The sequence below is a fragment of the Candidatus Cybelea sp. genome, assembly GCA_036489315.1.
Lineage (GTDB): Bacteria > Vulcanimicrobiota > Vulcanimicrobiia > Vulcanimicrobiales > Vulcanimicrobiaceae > Cybelea.
Genome location: DASXFZ010000022.1, coordinates 15,379 through 31,576, shown reverse-complemented (window position 1 = coordinate 31,576; position 16,198 = coordinate 15,379). Strand labels below are relative to the sequence as shown.

Below are 16,198 nucleotides of genomic sequence, written 5' to 3'. Positions count from 1 at the left end.
GCCAGGGCCTTCTCCGTCGCTTGCGCCAACACTCCAAACGATGAAGGACGACGTCTTGGATGCGGGACTCGATCGGGTCGCCGCTTGGATCCGGCAGTACTTCGAGCATCCCGAAAACTATCGCGTGATGCCGCCGGCTCGTCCGGGCGAGATCGCCGCCTTGCTCCCAGCCGACGCACCCGAAGAAGGCACCGATATCGAGGAAATTCTTGCCGATTTCGAGCGGATCGTCGTCCCGGGTACGACGCACTGGAATCACCCGCGCTTCTTTGCGTATTTTGCAACGAGCGCCGCACCGGCCGGGATTGCGGCCGAGGCCTTGGCCGCCACGCTCGATGTCAAAGCAATGCTGTGGCGCACGTCCCCGGCGGCGACCGAGTTGGAAGAGGTGATGATGCGCTGGCTCGCGCGGCTGCTCGAGCTGCCCCCCTCGTGGACCGGCGTGATCTACGATACCGCTTCGATCGCCGGCTTCACGGCGCTTGCCGCGGCGCGTGAGGCGCTTCCCTTGCAGATTCGCGAGCTCGGAATGACCGGACGCGACTTGCCGGTGCTGCGCGTCTACATCACTGCCGAAACGCACTCGCATGTCGAGAAAGCCGCGATCGCACTCGGGGTCGGGCAGCACAACGTGGTCCGAGTCGACTGCGATGAGGCGTACCGCATGCGCCCCGATGCGCTGCGCGCCGCGATCGCGGCCGACCGAGAGCGTGGGATGCAGCCGTTAGCCGTCGTCGCGACGGTCGGAACGACCTCGACGACCTCGATCGATCCGGTGCACCCGATTGCCGATGTCGCGCGCGAGCAGAGCGTTTGGCTGCACGTCGACGCCGCCTACGCGGGGAGCGCGGCGCTGATTCCGGAGTTTCGCCCGATGCTCGACGGCGTCGAGCTGGCCGACTCGCTCGTCCTCAACCCGCACAAATGGATGTTCGTCCCGATGGACCTTTCGGTGCTCTTTCTCAAGGACGAATCGATCCTGCGGCGTGCGTTCTCGCTCGTGCCGGAGTACTTGACGACGCCCGAAGAAGGGGTCGTCAACTACATGGACTACGGACTGCAGCTGGGCCGGCGCTTCCGCGCGCTCAAGCTCTGGTTCGTCATCCGACACTTCGGTGTGAAGGGAATTCGCCAACGGCTTGGCCGGCACATCGAGCTGGCGCAGGAGTTCGCATCCTGGGTCCGGGCGCATCCCGGCTGGGAGGTGCTGGCGCCGCATCCGCTATCGGTCGTTTGTTTTCGCTACGCGCCGGCGGGGCTCGACGAGGCCGGGCGCGACGCGATCAACGCCGAGCTGCTGCGCGCTGCCAATGCGACCGGCGAGATATTTCTCTCGCACACGAAGGTCGACGGGCGCTACGCGCTGCGCTTGGCGATCGGCAATCTGCGCACGCAGCGCGACGACGTCGAGTTTGCGTGGCGGCTGCTGCGCTCGGAGGCGGAGCGGTGCGCAGGACCTTGATGTAAAGGATGCTTGACATTTAGTAAAGGCTGCTGTACTATGGGCGCATGAGAACTGCGAGAGTCGTCCGCCCTGCCCTCCGCCCGCTTTTACAGATTGCGATTTGTGCGGCGGTCGCGTTCGCCGTCGCGTTCCTGGTCGAGCGAAGCGCGCTGGAGCTGACGCTCCTGCACGCGGTCGCACTGACGCCGGTCGTCGCGGTCATCGGCGGCGTTGCGTGATGGGAATCTTTTGCAGCCCCCGATACCTGGCCGCGCTCGGCGCGTGGTTCGCACTCTATGCGGTTCTGCTGATCGTAAGCCTGACGCTGATCGACCACAACGTCGTTACCGCGATGCCGCTGCGAGTGGTTGTCGGGCTCGCGCCGATGATCGCGGGTTTCGGCATCCTCGGAGTGATTATGCGCGAGTATCGCGCCGGCGACGAACTGCAGCAGCGCATCACCGCCGAGGCGATTATGTTCGCCTTCGGCGCGACGGCGGTCATCACGTTTTCGTACGGCTTCCTCCAGCGCACGGCCGGCGCCCCGGATCTCTCGTACTTTTGGGTGTGGGCGATCCTCGGATCGACCTGGGGAATCGGCAGCTTCATCGCGCGGCGGCGCTACAAATGAAGAATCGCTTGAGGGTCCTGCGCGCGGAGCGCAACTGGTCGCAGGCGGAGCTCGCCAACGAACTCGGGGTCAGCCGGCAGACGATCAACGCGCTGGAGATCCAAAAATACGATCCGAGCCTGCCGCTGGCATACAAGATCGCGCGCCTCTTCGACCGGCCCGTAGAAGAGATCTTCCTTCACGAGGACGCCTAGGAGACAGCCTCCTAGTAGAGGCGCAGGTACTGTTCGCGCTCCCATGGGTGTACGGCACGGCGATAGCGTTCGTACTCTTCGAGCTTCGCGTCGCGAAACGCGTGATAGAGATGGTCGCCGAGCGAACTGCGCACGACCGCGTCGCCGTCGAGCTCCCAGATCGCCTGCCGCAGCGATTTCGGAAGTGTCGTAATGCCGCGCTCGCGCCGTTCGACCTCGCCCAGGTCGTACGTGGAACCGGCAAAGGCGGGGCCGGGAAGCGTGCTGCGCGCGATCCCGTCGGCCGCCGCCCCGATCAGCACCGCAAGGGCGAGATAGGGGTTGCAGGCCGGATCGGGGCTGCGCATCTCGACGCGCGGCGGTCGTTGCGCGGGCGGTACGCGGACGAGCGTGTTCGCGCTGCGGGCCGACCACACCGAATAGATCGGCGCGTCCCAGGCAGCCACGAGCCGTTTGTAGGAGTTGACCGTCGGATTGCAGATCGCGGTGGTCGCCGGTGCGTGCGTCAGCAATCCGCCGACGACGTAGAGCGCCGTCTCTTCGTCGCTCTCCTCGGGCAAGCGCAGATCCACGTGCAGCCCGCTTCCCGCGCGTTCCTCGAGCGGCTTGGGCATGAACGTCGCATCGAGATCGAAGTCGGCCGCGACGTGCTTGGCGATCGTGCGCAGCGTCAGCGCGTGATCGGCGGCAGCCATCGGGTCGTCGTGCGCGACGTCGAGCTCGTGCTGCCCCGCGCCGTGCTCGTGGTGCGCGGACGCCACGGGCACGCCCATCGACTGCAGCGCCGCGACCATCGCATTGCGCGCTTCTTCACCACGGTCGTTTGCGGAGAAATCGAAATACGAGCCGACATCGGAAGTGGCCGTCGACGATTCGCCACCGGCCCCGCGGGCGAATAAGTAGAACTCGATCTCCAAAGCGATGCGAACGCCGGCAAGTCGCGGCGCGCTCTCGACCGCACGACGCAGCGTGCTGCGCGGACAGCCTTCGAACGGCGACCCGTCTGGCATCGCGATATCGCAGATCAGCCGGCCTTCGCGACCCTCGGGGGCCACGCGCCAAGGATAGACCGCGAAGGACGACGGGTCGGGACGCAGGACCATGTCGAGTTCCTCACCGCGTACGAAACCGTCGATCGAGCCGCCATCGAAGGTGATACGGCCCTCGAGCGCGTCGTCGAGGCGGTCGATGGGAATCGAAACGTTCTTGCTGACTCCGAAGATGTCCGCAAAGACCAGACGCACGAAGCGGACGTCCTCTTCGCGCGCGATCTTTACGACGTCGCGCTTGCCGGAAGGCCGGCGCCATTGCGCTTTAGCTGTGGAGTTCATCGATTGCAACCGCCATACGGAAGGTGAGCTGGTCGTGCGGACTCTCGAGTGTTCGCGAGGTGATTTCACCGATCTGCCGGAGCCGGTAGAAGATCGTCTGGCGATGAACGCAGAGCCGCTCGGAGGCCGTTTTGATGTTCTGTCCTACGGCGAAGTACAGCTTGAGCGTGCGCTCGAGATCGGTTTGGTGTTTTCCGTCGTAGGTGCGTAGCGGAGCTAAGACTTCGGCGGAAAACGAGCGCAATCGCGCTGTATCGGCGCCTTCATAGAGCAGCGGGTAGGCTCCGAGGGCTTCGAAGGAGACCACATGGCCGCTTCCAAAGACGCGCCGGCCGATGACCAGCGCTGCTTGCGCCGTCGCTCCGCTGCGCGCTAGCGCCGCCAACGGCTCGATGGTCCCTACGCCCCCGCAGATGCGTAGGGGCGGTTCTCTGCGTGCGGCTGCGCGAGGCAGAAGCCCGGCCGCCGTTCGCGCGTTGCTCGCTTCGACGCTGCGCGCCGCGGGAACGAAGACGAACAGCGTCTGCTCGCGCTCGCAAAACCCCAGTTCCTCGCCCGCGGCGCGAAACGCGTCGGCGGCGAGCGCGCGCAGTTCTGCCAGAGCCGGCGATACGCCGCTCTCTTCGGTTTCGAGCGCGACGACTGCATAGTGCGTCGCCAAGGCGACTTCTTGCAGCGCGGCTTCCTCGCGCGCTGCGCCGGCGTCGGGCAGAGTGCCGTCGAGCAAAGAACTCCAAAACAAGCCGCGTTTTGCGCGCCGTCCGGGGATCTCGCGCCCCATCTCGACGCCGATCGCGGCGGCCGTCAGGCGCACCAGGAGAGCGCCGCTGGGGTCGTCGCCGAAGAGCGAGAGCCAGCCCAGATGGAGATCGCCGCAGAAGATGCGCGAGGCCGTTCCGGGCGCGCCGGATTCGACGATCGCGCGGCCGCTCGGGGGGACGCTGTTCGTTCCGGCTGCGGCGAGGTGACGCCACCGGGCGTCTTCGAGCAGCACGCTTGCGCCGGTGGCGCCGGCGAGGTGTGCGGCGAGCGCTTTCGGCCCGCCGCCCGATGCGCTAATCCGCGCGAGGGCTTCGGCGAAGTCGACGATCTCCTCGGGCCTCACGGTGCCGCAGCATGCAGGCGACGGTGACGCGGGCGGACGCGCGGAAGCTTTTTCGCGATGTCGTCGGGCATAATCGCGTCGATCGCGTCGTCGACCGTCACGATCCCGAGCATCTTCCCGGCGTCGTCGAGAACGGGCACGGCGAGCAAGTCGTATTTCGCGATCGTCGAGGCGACGTCGACGGCGGACGTGTCCGGGGCGACGGTGACGAGATCGGTCTCCATGATGCGCTCGATGAACGCCGTCGGCAGCTCCAAGAGCAGCGTCCGCAGCGAGAGTGCGCCGAGCAAATGGTCGTCCTTGTCGAGCACGTACAGGTAGTAGATGAACTCCGAGACCGGCGCGATCTCTCGAATCTTACGAATCGTCGCCTCGGTCGTCCGATGCGGATAGATCCACACGTAATCGGTCGTCATCATCCCGCCGGCCGTATCTTCGGGATACTGCACGAGCGCGCGCAGCTCGCCCGCCGTATACGCGTTCATCTCGGCGAGCAGCTCCGATTGCTGCTCTTCGGGAAGCTCGGCGAGCAGATCCGCCGCGTCGTCGGCGTCCATCTCTTCGATGATGTCGGCCGCCCGTTCGGTGCCGATGTCCTCGATGAGATTCTTGCGAGTGTCGGGATCGAGATGCTCGAACGCGTCGGCGGCGGTCTCGTCGTCGAGCTGTCCGACGACGGCCGCGGCTTCGCGTGCCGAAAGGTCGCCGATGATCTCCGCGAGCTCGGAGGGATGCAGCCGCGCTAAACGGTTCTCTTTGACCGAAAGACGTACGTGCGAGGGGTTGACCTCGCGAATCGGCGCGACCGAATCCCAAGCGATCATCGAACGCGGCACGTTCCCGATGCGCGAGAGCCAGCGGCGCCCGATCGAGCGAAAGCCCAGCCGGCGAAGAAGCCCGGCGATTCCGACGTCGGCGGCGACGACGCGCAGGCGTCCGCCGGCGTTGGCCAGCTCGATGTCGTTGATGCGCACGACCTTGCGCCCGTCGATATCGACGATCTGCTTGTCGAGCAGGTCGGCAACGAGATAGAGCTCCTCTTGTTCGGCTGGGGCCGGCTCTTTGGGAGCCAGGGTCAGCGCGACGGTTCCATTACGATCGACGTCGGCGACGCTCTCGATCGGCGCGAAACGCAAACCCTGTGCGGTCTTGATAACCAATCCGTCGACCTGGGGGAAGACGGCGTCCGGCTTACCGACGAGAAAGTCGGCAACCCGTCCGATCGGGAGGTCGTTGATCGTCGCGCGCCGGCCTACCAGCTCCGAGACGAACCCCTCGGTGAACGCCATGCTTTGGCGGTTGGACCAATTCGCTCGGAAGACCCGCCGCGCTACGCAGCCAGCGGCGCGCTCCGCATCCAGGCGCCGTTGCGCAACTTCCATTGCGTTAGCAGCGCTCGCGCCGTCCACGCCGCGATCCAGCCGAGCGGAACGCTGTACAGCGCGAGATGAAGGTGCTCGATGCCGGCCCAAGCCAGCGGGATCACCAGCGCGCTGCTCGCCAGCCCGACCGTCATCGAAAAGCGCGTATCGCCGGAGGCGCGGATCGGCGCGAGAGAGACCATCGCCCAGCCTTTGAGCGGCAAGGTCAGCATGTGCAGCGCCAACGGCAGTGCCGCAATCGATGCGACCGCCGCGTTGAGCGTGAAGATGTAGGCCAGCGGCCACGCAAGGAGCGCCATCCCGACCGCGGTCAAGCTGGTGATGACGAGCGAGACGCGCAGCGCGCGCTCGAAAAACCAGCGCGCTCCCTGAGGATCGCGGGCCCCGAGGCGCTGGCCGATCACGATCTGTGCCGTGTTCTGCAGCGGACTCGGCACGACGAAGGTCAGGTCCGAAACAACGTTGAGCGCGCGGAATGCGGCGACGAAGACGGCGCCCAGCGGTGCGAGCATCGCGACGATAAAGACGTCTGGAATCGAGACGCCCAGCAAGAAGATCGTCTCCGGAAATCCCAATCGGGCGCAGCGCACGGCCACTGGCCACGAGATGCCGCGTTCGGCAAAGACGCGATACTGCGGGCTGCGCGCGACCCAAACGACTGCAAATGCCGCGGCAATCGTCTCCGAGAGCAGCGACGAGATTCCCGCTCCGACGATTCCGAACGGGTGGTGCGTCAGCCACCCGAGTCCCAAAACGGCCAGCAGCGGAATGTGAATGAGGTTGACGACGACGAGCACCAGCACGCCGAGCCGTTGATTCCCCGCGGCTCCGATTCCGACCATCAACGTACCGGAGATCGAGATCGGGAGCAGCGCTATGCAGCGCAAAATCAAATAGGTCGCGCTCGCCGGCGCGCTGCGCAGATCGCCAATCATCCAGTGGACCGTGGGAGCTGCGAAGACAAGCGCGAGAAGAATCCAAAGCGCGCCCAGCGCCAGCGGCGCAACCGCTCCCGCGCGCACCGTTCGGCCGTAGCCCTCGAGATCGTTTGCGCCAATTCGCTGCGCGGCGACGATCGCGGTGCCGCTGATAAGGCCGGATACCGTAAACAGAAGCACGAGTACGATCGCGTTTGCCGCCGTCGCACCGGCCAGCGCAATCGTGCCGAGGCTGCCGATCGCGATCGTGTCGACGGTGCCGAGGAGTTGATCGCCAAGGAGCTGCACGGCGACGGGAAGCGAAAGGCGCCGGAACGCGGCGCCAATCTTGGTGTGGTCGACGATCATCGACCCGTCGGGGTCACCTCGTCCAGCGCCGCGAAGAACGCATCGACGTCCTCGTCGGTCGTGTAGAAGTGCGGCCCGACTCGGATGCCGCAGTTCGGGCGGTAGTCGGTGAAGACGCGACGCTCGGTCAAGCGGCGGCAGGCGTCTTGCGCCCCGTCGAAATCGATGCCGATCCAGCCCGTCCGGCGTTGCGGATCGAGCGGCGTGTTGACGCGCAGCTTGCGCTCCAGCGCCATCGCGGCGATCCTTTCGGTCAGCCGGATGTTGTGTTTGCGAATTTGCTCGACGCCGATCGTGCGGATCGTCTCGTGGCCCGGCGCGGCGACGACGTATCCCGGAATTGTCGGCGTTCCGTGGCCGAACCGGTACATCGATGACGCATAGGCGATCGGCGCCTCCTCGAACGCAAACGGCCGTTCGTGCGCCATCCAGCCGGTGATCGCGGGCTTCAACTCATTGGAGAGCGACGGCTTTACGTAGATCCAGCCGCACCCGGGACCGCCGCAGAGCCACTTGTGTGAGCCGCCGGTAACGATGTCGAGGTCGAGACGCAGGACGTCATAGGGAACGATCCCCGTCGTTTGATACGCGTCGACGCAGAGGAGGGCGCCGACGTGCCGGCAGCGATCCTGGATCGTCTCGATGTCGGCCAGCGCGCCCGAGACATAATACGCGTGCGAGATGACGGCGATTGCCGTCTTTTCCGTTATCGCGGCGCAGATGCGCTCGGTCGGGATCGTGCGCCCGTCGTCGGAGGCGACGATTCGATTGACTGCACCGTAACGCTCCCACTCGCGCCACACGTACGTGAGCGACGGAAACTGCAGCGCCTCGTACACGACTTCGTTGCGCTCGCCGCTAAAGTCGATGCAGGTCCCCAGCGACGCCTGCATGACCGAAACGTTTGGGCCGAGGAATACCGAGCCCGGGGGTGCGTTGACGATTGCGCCGATGCCGTCGGCAATCTCGGTGATTCTCGGCAGCCAGCGTTCCCACGCTTCGGGTCCGTCACTCGCCCACTCGTCCCAGTACGCTTCCAATGCTTCTCGCGCGCGGACCGGGGCCGCACCCATCGAGTGACTGACGAGGTACGTGGAATCTGCGAGGATCGGAAACTCTTCACTCCATTTTTTCACGAGTAGGTGCCCTCACCGAGGTAGGTGCGAACCTCCCAGAGCTCGGGAAAGAACTGGTACTGCAGCGTGTTCGCTAAGTAGGCCGCTCCGGGCGAGCCGCCCGTGCCTGGACGCTGCCCGATCATGCGCTCGACCATGCGAACGTGCCGTCCGCGCCATAGTAAAAAGCGCTCGTCGAACTCGATGAGATCCTCGAGCAGGAGGTAGAGGTCGTAGTGCTGCTCTTCGTTGCGATAGATCTTCAGGTACGTTTCGATCAGCTCTTTGTGAGAGTCGACCGCGAAGCCGCGCCGCCGCAGCAGACCTTTGACCCGATCGTAAAGTGAGGGCGAGTCGGCGCGGCGCTCGAGCCGGGCGCGCTGGGTTTCGTCGAGGTCTACGCGTTTGAGCACGTCGGTGCGGCGAAGGCCGCACGCGAACTCGAGCTCGCGAAACTGCACCGACTGGAATCCGCTTGCCGGATTGAGGTGGTCGCGGAATTGATTGAACTCCTGGGGCGTCATCGTCTCGAGAATATCGACCTGCTGCTCGAGCAGCCGCTGGATTGCGTGAACGCGGCCGAACTGCTTGGAGACGCGCAGCAGATCGTCCCGGTCGACCGCCAGCATCGTGCCGTCGATTTCGTGTAAGAGCTGTTTGAACCAGAGCTCGTAGACTTGGTGAATGATGATAAAGAGCATCTCGTCATGGTGGGGCGGCTGCGACAGCGGCCGCTGCAGCGAGAGAAGCTCATCAATCTTTAAATAGGAACCGTACGAAAGCGACACGATTCCGAGGCTTACGGGGGGCGATGGGCTTCTCCTCGAAACGCAGCCGAGTGGCCACTAAGATGAAAAGCGCGCTGTTCGCGGGGCTCGCCGCCGTGTTGACGGCCTGCTCCGGCTCGAGCGGCAGTCACGGTTCCGCCGGGGGGGCGTCTACGACGAGCAATCCGGTTTCCTTCCCGATGTACGATGGCGCCAACGTCCTCTCATCGCACGAGTGGCATCGTACGATCTCAAAGCAACCCGGCACGGCGGATCGAGCGATCTATTCCGAAGGCGCGGGAACCTACGGCGGGCACGACGTCGTGGCCGGCACGCAGGCGTTGATGCCGGCGCTCGAAGCCTGGCTCGGCGACCTGGCCGCCCATCCGCCGCCGGGCTATACCGTCGCCGTTACCGGAAACACGGTCGACGCGGTCCGTACGCACACGCGAGCGCTCGGGTTCGATTTTGAAGCCTTCACGAACGCGGAGAACGGAAAACGACACGGCGTGGTCGTAATGGCCGTCGATCCCCAGCTGCTCGACGAGAAGGCCGGTCCGATGCTGGGTTTGATCTCGCGCTTTAAGAACATGCCCGCGATGTGGCGAGAACCGATCGACGCGCAGGTCAAACACCAGACTGGATTCTCCCTCACCGACGCGACCAATCCGGACACTCCCGTCGGTGCGGCGATCGCCGCGTTAGGTCAGTTGCGCGACTTTGGCGGTCGTGGAATCGTGTTGATCGACGCCGTCAAACAATAACGCCGCTTCGTGAAGTTTTCGCAAGCTAATCTGCGAGAGATCGGCGGTTGGGTCATGCTCAACGCGCTGTGGGTGCCGCTGACCGTTCAAGACACGGCGCTGATGGCGATCGCCGTGCCGGCGACGACGATTCGGCTCGCTCCCGAGAACCACGTCTACGTACTCGCGGTGCTGGCCAGCGTCGTGGCGCTCGCAACGGCCGTCGTGCCGCTCTTCGCCGGGTGGCTCTCCGATGCGTTGCGGCGAAGGGGCGGCTCGCGCCGGGTTTTCGTCGGGGCGGGCGTCGTCATCGACATCGGCGCGCTCGCCGCGCTCGCGTACGTTCACACCCTCGTTTGGTTCGCGGTCCTGCTCGTCATCGCAACCCTTGGCGCCAACGTCGCGCTCAGCGCGTATCAAGTGCTGCTTCCCGAATCCGTGCCGCAGCGCCGCTGGGGGATTGCATCGGGAGTCCGCGGGGCGGCAACGCTCGTGGGCAGCGTGCTCGGTTTTGCGATTGCGGGCTCGATGCCCGATCCTTCGCTGAGTTTCTTGGTCACCGCGGGGCTTCTGGCCGCCGGCGGCCTCTCGCTCTTCGGAATCGGCGACGGCGAGTACGACGCCGAGGAACTCGCGCGAGTTCGTGACTGGCACGATTTTATCGTCGTCTTCGCGGCGCGCGTCCTGGTCTTCTTCGGCCTGACCATGCTCCAGACGTTCGTGCTCTTCTTCGTGCGCGACGTGCAAAAGATCGACAACCCGTCGGCCGGAACCGCGCTCTACGCGTTTTCTACGATCTGCGGGGCGGTAATCTCCAGCGTCTATCTCGGTATGCTCTCGGATCGCGCGCCGCGAAAGATCATCACCTCGATCGCGATCGGCTGCATGGCGCTCGCGACGATCGGCTTTTCACTCGCACCCGTGCTCGCCTGGATGTTGCCCTTTGCCGTCCTGTTTGGGATCGGTTTCGGCGGCGTGATGTCGAGCGGCTGGGCGCTGGCGATGGACTCGATTCCAAAGATGCGCGATGTCGGCCGTGACCTCGGGCTTTGGGGCACTGCGACGAGTTTGCCCAATATCGTGGCGCCGTTGGTCGGAGGCTGGCTGATCGGCGTCTTCGGAGGAACCCGAGGGGGATACCAGGCCGTCTTCGGGCTCGCCGGCTTCAGCTTCGCGCTTGCGGCGCTTTCGGTGCTGCGCGTCGGGCGCCGGCCGGTTTCGTCCTTATGGGGATGGCCGCTGCGCTTCGCTGCGGTGACTTCGAACTACGCATGGGATCACACGGCGTATCGCGTTCGCGTTTGGGGTGCGCTCCCGCGGCGGCGCGGCCCGACGCTGATCGTCGCGAACCATCAGCACGATTTCGAATCCCCGGCGATCGTATCGACCACGACGGTTCGCAGCGGATCGTGGCGGCACCCGATATTTACGGCGAGCTCGCGGCGAATGTACGAGCCGGGGTTTCTGGCCGATCGCCTGCCGTGGCTGAGCTTCCTCTTTCGGGGGGTCAACGCAGGCAACATGCTGATGGCGCTTGGGATGCTGCCGCTCGAGAACGAATTGGGTTCGCGCGCGCTTGCGGCGTTCGCCTGGACGGTTCAACGCCGTCACGGCCCGTTGCTGCTCAGCGAAATCTTCGACGACCGCGTCGCCTCGCGATTTGCGCCCCAGACCAAGAGCAGTGAACTGTGGAAGGGGGAGAACTTTCTTCTCGCGCGCCAGGTCGTCAAGGTCTCGTCGGTGCGCGAACCCTATCGTCGCGAGATCCTCGACGAGACACGCGTCAATATGGAGGGCGATCTCGCTCGCTTGGAAGACGTCGTGCGTCGCGGCGGCACGTTCTATCTTACGCCGGAGGGGCGGTATTCGGTCGACGGCCGGATCGGCACGATGCGCGGTGCCGTAGACCGCCTCGCTCCGCTTGCGACCATCTATGTTTTCGGGGTGAGCTACGACCCGTTCGTCTCGAAACGATTATCGATGCTCTATCGAGTGGAGCAGCTCAATGGTGCGCCGATGGTGCCCAAACTCGCCGCGATTCGGCCGATTGTCACGAGCCAAATCCTCGGTGCTTGGCTTGCGGAGAACGCAGGCTGGTTTACGGAGGATGAGGCCGTGCGGGCGGCCTCCGAGCGCCTCGCCGGGTTACCTCCGCAGCTTTTCGTTGACCCCGAACTGCGGCGTGACCCGAGGCGGATGGTGCGCGCAGCCCTGCCGCTGATGGCGCAGTGGGAGATTCTCGAACGCGACGGCCCACGGTACCGCCTCTCGCCGCAGCGCCGGCACCCTCAGTTCCCGTTCGTGCGCGACATCGTCGCGTACCAAGCCGTCTTTTTGCAAGAGACCCTCGAGCACGCCGCCTACGGAGAACGTCTCGATGCCTGAGTGCGCTCGAATGCGACGAGCTTTGCGCGCAGCGACCCCGCGCTCGCGCCTTTGACGCGGCCGTCGGCACCCAGCACACGATGCGCCGGCACGAAGAGATCGAGTGGCGTCACCGCCATCGCCGCTGCGATCGCCCGGTGCGCGCCGGGGCGTCCGATCGCGCGAGCGACGTCGGCGTACGAGACGAACTCCCCGAACGAGAGCGCGGCGACGATGCGCCACGCGGCGACTTGCAGCGGCGTTCCCGAAAGGTGCAGCGGTAAGTCGAAGCGCGCGAGCCTGCGCGCGAAGTATGCACGCGCTTGGGCCGCGGCCTCGCGCAGAAGCGGGTCGCTGCGGCGCGGTGCGCCGGCGGCCCGGCGCCCCACGAAATTGCTCTCGAGAATCTCGGCTCCGTTGCCTACGATCAACAAGTCCTTACCAAATGGGGTCGCAACGAGGCATCCCGTGTTCCGGTCCGAAACTAAAACGGCGGGAGACTCGTTTTCATGGTGAGACAAATGCAAAATGACCAGGCATCCGTTCGAGTTCTCTCGTTGCTGGCCATCCTAGCCTTGGGGGCCTGCTCGGGCGGTTCTACCACGTCCTCACTCCTGCCGAACGCTGCCTCGTCAGGCCTGGCGGGCGCCGACGACGGAGACGCTCCCTTCCAAAGTGCCGACCCGGTTCGGAGCCTCTGCTCTGCGCCGGCTTCGGCGGACCGAGCTCGTTGCTTTGCGATGGTGCGAACCGACGTCAGCCTGGGCGCGAGTCCGATGTTCGCAACGGCGGGCGTGCAGCCGGCGGGTGAAGTTCAAAACTGCCGCGAGATCTTTCCGAGGGGATACTGCCCGATCGATCTGCAGACGGCGTACAAGTTGCCTTCGCTGACGAACGGCTTCGGGAAAACCGTGGCGATCGTCGACGCGTACGGGTACCACCACGCGGCCGCGGACCTGGCGGAGTATCGCCGAACGATGGGCCTCAAGGCGTGCACGACGCAAACGAAGTGCTTGCGCATCGTCAATCAGAACGGTCAGTCCTCGCCGCTCCCGCCCGAGCCGTCGCCGAACGACGACTGGAAGGGCGAGCAGTCGCTCGATCTCGACATGGTCTCGGCGATCTGTCCGAACTGCAAGATCATCCTGGTCCAGACGCAGGACGACTATACCAACGACCTCTACGCCGGCGTTGCGACCGCAGGTAGACTCGGCGCGAAATACATTGGTGCTTCGTGGGGTATTAAAGAGTTTGGCGGCGACAACGGCACCTTCCATCAACCCGGAGTCGTGATCGCGGCGGCGGCCGGAGACGAAGGAGGAGGCGGAAGTAAAGGCGGTCCGGAGCAGCCGTGTTCGTACACCTACGTCGTCTGCGTGGGGGGGACGCATCTCGTCCGTTCGAACACCAAGCGCGGATGGACCGAAACCGTTTGGAACGACTGGAGCTACGATGCCTGCGGGGGGCCCTGCGGTGCCACCGGGAGCGGCTGCAGCACGAGAATTGCTAAGCCCCCATGGCAGACCGACGGACTCTGCGCCAAGCGCGCAGAGGCCGACATCTCAGCATCGGCGTCGCTGCGTTCCGCAGTGATCGTTTACAACTCCGAAGAGGGCGGCAACCCTTGTCCTAACTATTGCTTCTGGCTCTACGGCGGAACTAGCGCATCGGCGCAGATCATCGCCGCAGCCTACGCACTAGCCGGCAACGCGGGCGCGCAAACCGGCGCATCGAACGTTTGGAAACACCATATGGGACACATTTACGACGCGCTCACCGGTAACAATATCGCGCCGAAACTCGGCATAAACTGTGCCTCAGGCGTGAAGTACATCTGCTACGCTCGCACGGGCTTCGACGGCCCGACTGGATGGGGAAGTCCCAATGGCCTTGGCGCACTTTAACCGATGGCTGGGCGCTGCCGCGATCCTCTTGGCGGTAACCGGTACGATGACTGCGCAAGCGAACGATAGCGCGCTCATCACCAACTCCGGGTCGACCAACACGTTGGGATACCGTATCGAGCTGCGCCCTGACGGCTCCGCAACCGTCGCGATGGTACGCGGGCCGAGTGCCTCACCGAGTCCGGCAAAGTCTTTTACGGTACCTTCCGGCACCGCCAAGCAGTTCTTCACCGATCTCGCCGCGGCGCGTCAGGCGAAGACCGTAACGCAGCCGTGCATGAAGAGCGCCTCTTTTGGATCGTCTACCTACGTCGCGTGGCAGGGTTGGCGCTCCCCGGATCTCTCGTGCCCGCCCAGCGACGCGACTGGAAAGGCGTTGGTGAACGACGTCGAGGAGATCCGCAAGGCGGCGGGCGTGAGCGCGGCGCCGTTACGCCAGGGACCAGTCGAACTCGAATCGCCGGGTCCACCCTGATCCGCAGGCTCGTTCCCTAGCCGTTGGTCGAGCAGCAGCCCGACGGCTGCCGGCGTTCGCAACACGCCCTCGGCTACTCCGCGCTGATAATCGGCGATCGCCGCAAAAACCTCGACCCCGGTTTCACGATGTTAGCCGTCCGCTCGTTACCGTAGCGGACGACCCCGATCGCATCGAGCGCATTCCATCGTGAGCCTGCCGTCGTATTCTTTGCCGCAGCATCGCAGCCCGAGGCGCGGATGTTGGACTAAAGCGCGTGCTTTTCGGAGGCGTTACCTCGTGGCAGCGGCCGTTCACAAGCGCAGGGGAGTAGAGCGCGCAGCCGTCTAACGCCCTCGCTTCGGAGGAGATCGACCGTGAAAACGTTTCGTCATCGTACCGTACTTCTAGCCGTAGGTCTGCTCGCTGCGGTCCTACCGCCGCTCGAGGCGCCGGCCGCGCTCGATATGGCGCTCGGTGCCCGGAAGGTCGTGCAGAATCAGCCGGTTAGCGCGTGTAACCAGGCCGCGAGAGGCGCGCTGACGTCGGTATTCGGCGGCGCGCAGGAGATCGGCAGCGGGGATACGGGCGAATGGCAAGCGTACAACGCCGGAGATACCGCCAACGGTGTGACGCAGTCGGCCGCCGTCCATTGTTACCCCGTCGGAAACGGATACGTGGTGACCTTCACCTGCGCGGCGCAGGTGCCCCCGAGTACCGATACCGCCGCCGCTTTGTGCTCGAAGATTTCGGCGGCGTTCGATGGGAAGACGACCGCGATGCTAATGCGAACGACGAGTGCGGGAGGCCGTTAGAATGGGAAAGCACAGACTCTTCGTTGCGGCACTCTTGCTCGGCACGCTCTGCTGCGGTGCGATAGCACTCGCATCGGTCGATCTTTCGGCCGGCATTCGGTACGTGAGCCCCAGCGGTACCCTTGCGGACTGCAGCGCGAAGGCGAAAGCCGCGATCGAGGCCTATTTGCCGGGCGCCACCGAATCGGAGGCCGGCAGCGGCGAGTGGATGGCGACGGCACAGAATCCGGCCACCGGAGCGCCGAGCGCGGCCGCGGCCGTTCGCTGCTATCCGTTGCCCAAAGGCTACGTCGCAACGTTCCTCTGCTCGGTGCAGCTGCCGGTGAACCCGTATGGAGCCAGTGCTCTCTGTCTCGACGTCGCGCACAAATTCTACGGAGGAGCGCTCACGCCGCTTGCGTCGATGCCGAGTCCGACTCCCGTTCCGAGCGGCTGTGCGACGACGAATCTCGTCGGGAATTGGACCTCCGACGACAACCCAAAGCTGACGTTCAAGATGGGGGTCGACGGTGACGTAACCGACAGCGAGGGCGTCTCCGGCAACTGGAACATCGATGGAAATAAGGTTACGCTGACCTACTACGGAAACCACACGATGACGCTCTCGCCGGACGGCAAGCACTTGCGCGGCGGCGGCTACAGCCTGACGCGCCAGTGTTGAGC

At 64.9% G+C, this 16,198-nt stretch carries 17 protein-coding genes; 10 read left to right on the top strand and 7 right to left on the bottom strand.

Annotation, left to right across the window (positions count from 1 at the left end):
- The first annotated feature begins 40 nt into the window (after positions 1–40).
- From VGG51_05535 to VGG51_05520, 4 genes are read left to right on the top strand one after another with little or no spacing between them, the layout of a single operon-like run.
- On the top strand, positions 41–1,462 hold the full coding sequence (locus tag VGG51_05535; GenBank protein ID HEY1882486.1) for a pyridoxal-dependent decarboxylase: 1,422 nt from the start codon (positions 41–43) through the stop codon (positions 1,460–1,462).
- Positions 1,463–1,509: 47 nt separating this feature from the next.
- Positions 1,510–1,683: a hypothetical protein gene (locus VGG51_05530; protein ID HEY1882485.1), complete on the top strand. Its 174-nt coding sequence runs from the start codon at positions 1,510–1,512 to the stop codon at positions 1,681–1,683.
- A complete protein-coding gene (locus tag VGG51_05525) occupies positions 1,680–2,075 on the top strand; it encodes a hypothetical protein (protein ID HEY1882484.1) in 396 nt (131 codons plus the stop codon). The genes VGG51_05530 and VGG51_05525 overlap by 4 nt, the downstream gene beginning before the upstream one ends.
- Positions 2,072–2,269, top strand: a complete 198-nt coding sequence (locus tag VGG51_05520; protein ID HEY1882483.1) for a helix-turn-helix transcriptional regulator — start codon at positions 2,072–2,074, stop codon at positions 2,267–2,269. Before VGG51_05525 ends, VGG51_05520 begins: the two co-directional genes overlap by 4 nt.
- 11 nt (positions 2,270–2,280) lie before the next feature.
- Here VGG51_05520 and VGG51_05515 read toward each other — a convergent pair whose 3' ends face one another.
- From VGG51_05515 to VGG51_05490, 6 genes are read right to left on the bottom strand one after another with little or no spacing between them, the layout of a single operon-like run.
- Positions 2,281–3,600 carry a glutamine synthetase family protein gene (locus VGG51_05515; GenBank protein ID HEY1882482.1) on the bottom strand — a complete coding sequence of 440 codons (1,320 nt, stop codon included), beginning with the start codon at positions 3,598–3,600 and terminating at the stop codon, positions 2,281–2,283.
- The gene (locus VGG51_05510) at positions 3,584–4,705 is read right to left on the bottom strand and encodes a helix-turn-helix domain-containing protein (GenBank protein HEY1882481.1); all 1,122 of its coding nucleotides are present in this window, start codon (positions 4,703–4,705) and stop codon (positions 3,584–3,586) included. The genes VGG51_05515 and VGG51_05510 overlap by 17 nt, the downstream gene beginning before the upstream one ends.
- Positions 4,702–5,994 (bottom strand): CBS domain-containing protein, encoded by a 1,293-nt coding sequence (locus VGG51_05505; protein HEY1882480.1) that lies wholly within the window; start codon positions 5,992–5,994, stop codon positions 4,702–4,704. Before VGG51_05505 ends, VGG51_05510 begins: the two co-directional genes overlap by 4 nt.
- A 41-nt stretch (positions 5,995–6,035) precedes the next feature.
- Positions 6,036–7,373, bottom strand: coding sequence for an MATE family efflux transporter (locus VGG51_05500; protein ID HEY1882479.1), 1,338 nt, complete (start codon positions 7,371–7,373; stop codon positions 6,036–6,038).
- Positions 7,370–8,509, bottom strand: a complete 1,140-nt coding sequence (locus VGG51_05495) for an aminotransferase class V-fold PLP-dependent enzyme (protein HEY1882478.1) — start codon at positions 8,507–8,509, stop codon at positions 7,370–7,372. Before VGG51_05495 ends, VGG51_05500 begins: the two co-directional genes overlap by 4 nt.
- Complete coding sequence (locus tag VGG51_05490; GenBank protein HEY1882477.1) at positions 8,506–9,276, bottom strand: tryptophan 2,3-dioxygenase family protein; 771 nt, start codon at positions 9,274–9,276, stop codon at positions 8,506–8,508. The genes VGG51_05495 and VGG51_05490 overlap by 4 nt, the downstream gene beginning before the upstream one ends.
- A 50-nt stretch (positions 9,277–9,326) precedes the next feature.
- On the opposite strand from VGG51_05490, the gene VGG51_05485 reads away from it, so the two are divergent.
- A complete protein-coding gene (locus VGG51_05485; GenBank protein HEY1882476.1) occupies positions 9,327–10,019 on the top strand; it encodes a hypothetical protein in 693 nt (230 codons plus the stop codon).
- A 9-nt stretch (positions 10,020–10,028) separates the two neighbouring features.
- A complete protein-coding gene (locus VGG51_05480; protein ID HEY1882475.1) occupies positions 10,029–12,383 on the top strand; it encodes an MFS transporter in 2,355 nt (784 codons plus the stop codon).
- On the opposite strand, the gene VGG51_05475 is transcribed toward VGG51_05480, so the two are convergent.
- Positions 12,359–12,796, bottom strand: a complete 438-nt coding sequence (locus VGG51_05475) for a methylated-DNA--[protein]-cysteine S-methyltransferase (GenBank protein HEY1882474.1) — start codon at positions 12,794–12,796, stop codon at positions 12,359–12,361. The two genes, VGG51_05480 and VGG51_05475, sit on opposite strands and share 25 nt — an antisense overlap.
- A 306-nt stretch (positions 12,797–13,102) precedes the next feature.
- On the opposite strand from VGG51_05475, the gene VGG51_05470 reads away from it, so the two are divergent.
- The 4 genes from VGG51_05470 (at position 13,103) to VGG51_05455 (ending at position 16,196) form a co-directional block, all read left to right on the top strand.
- A complete protein-coding gene (locus VGG51_05470) occupies positions 13,103–14,266 on the top strand; it encodes a hypothetical protein (GenBank protein ID HEY1882473.1) in 1,164 nt (387 codons plus the stop codon).
- Positions 14,247–14,741, top strand: a complete 495-nt coding sequence (locus VGG51_05465; protein ID HEY1882472.1) for a hypothetical protein — start codon at positions 14,247–14,249, stop codon at positions 14,739–14,741. Before VGG51_05470 ends, VGG51_05465 begins: the two co-directional genes overlap by 20 nt.
- A 356-nt stretch (positions 14,742–15,097) precedes the next feature.
- Positions 15,098–15,535: a hypothetical protein gene (locus VGG51_05460; protein ID HEY1882471.1), complete on the top strand. Its 438-nt coding sequence runs from the start codon at positions 15,098–15,100 to the stop codon at positions 15,533–15,535.
- Between the two features lies 1 nt (position 15,536).
- Positions 15,537–16,196 (top strand): hypothetical protein, encoded by a 660-nt coding sequence (locus VGG51_05455; GenBank protein ID HEY1882470.1) that lies wholly within the window; start codon positions 15,537–15,539, stop codon positions 16,194–16,196.
- The last annotated feature ends 2 nt before the right edge of the window (positions 16,197–16,198 follow it).

Coding starts and splice junctions, on each gene's coding strand:
- VGG51_05535 (HEY1882486.1), top strand. CDS start 41: ATGAAGGACGACGTCTTGGATGCGGGACTCGATCGGGTCGCCGCTTGG.
- VGG51_05530 (HEY1882485.1), top strand. CDS start 1,510: ATGAGAACTGCGAGAGTCGTCCGCCCTGCCCTCCGCCCGCTTTTACAG.
- VGG51_05520 (HEY1882483.1), top strand. CDS start 2,072: ATGAAGAATCGCTTGAGGGTCCTGCGCGCGGAGCGCAACTGGTCGCAG.
- VGG51_05515 (HEY1882482.1), bottom strand. CDS start 3,600: ATGAACTCCACAGCTAAAGCGCAATGGCGCCGGCCTTCCGGCAAGCGC.
- VGG51_05505 (HEY1882480.1), bottom strand. CDS start 5,994: ATGGCGTTCACCGAGGGGTTCGTCTCGGAGCTGGTAGGCCGGCGCGCG.
- VGG51_05500 (HEY1882479.1), bottom strand. CDS start 7,373: ATGATCGTCGACCACACCAAGATTGGCGCCGCGTTCCGGCGCCTTTCG.
- VGG51_05470 (HEY1882473.1), top strand. CDS start 13,103: ATGGTGCGAACCGACGTCAGCCTGGGCGCGAGTCCGATGTTCGCAACG.
- VGG51_05465 (HEY1882472.1), top strand. CDS start 14,247: ATGGCCTTGGCGCACTTTAACCGATGGCTGGGCGCTGCCGCGATCCTC.
- VGG51_05455 (HEY1882470.1), top strand. CDS start 15,537: ATGGGAAAGCACAGACTCTTCGTTGCGGCACTCTTGCTCGGCACGCTC.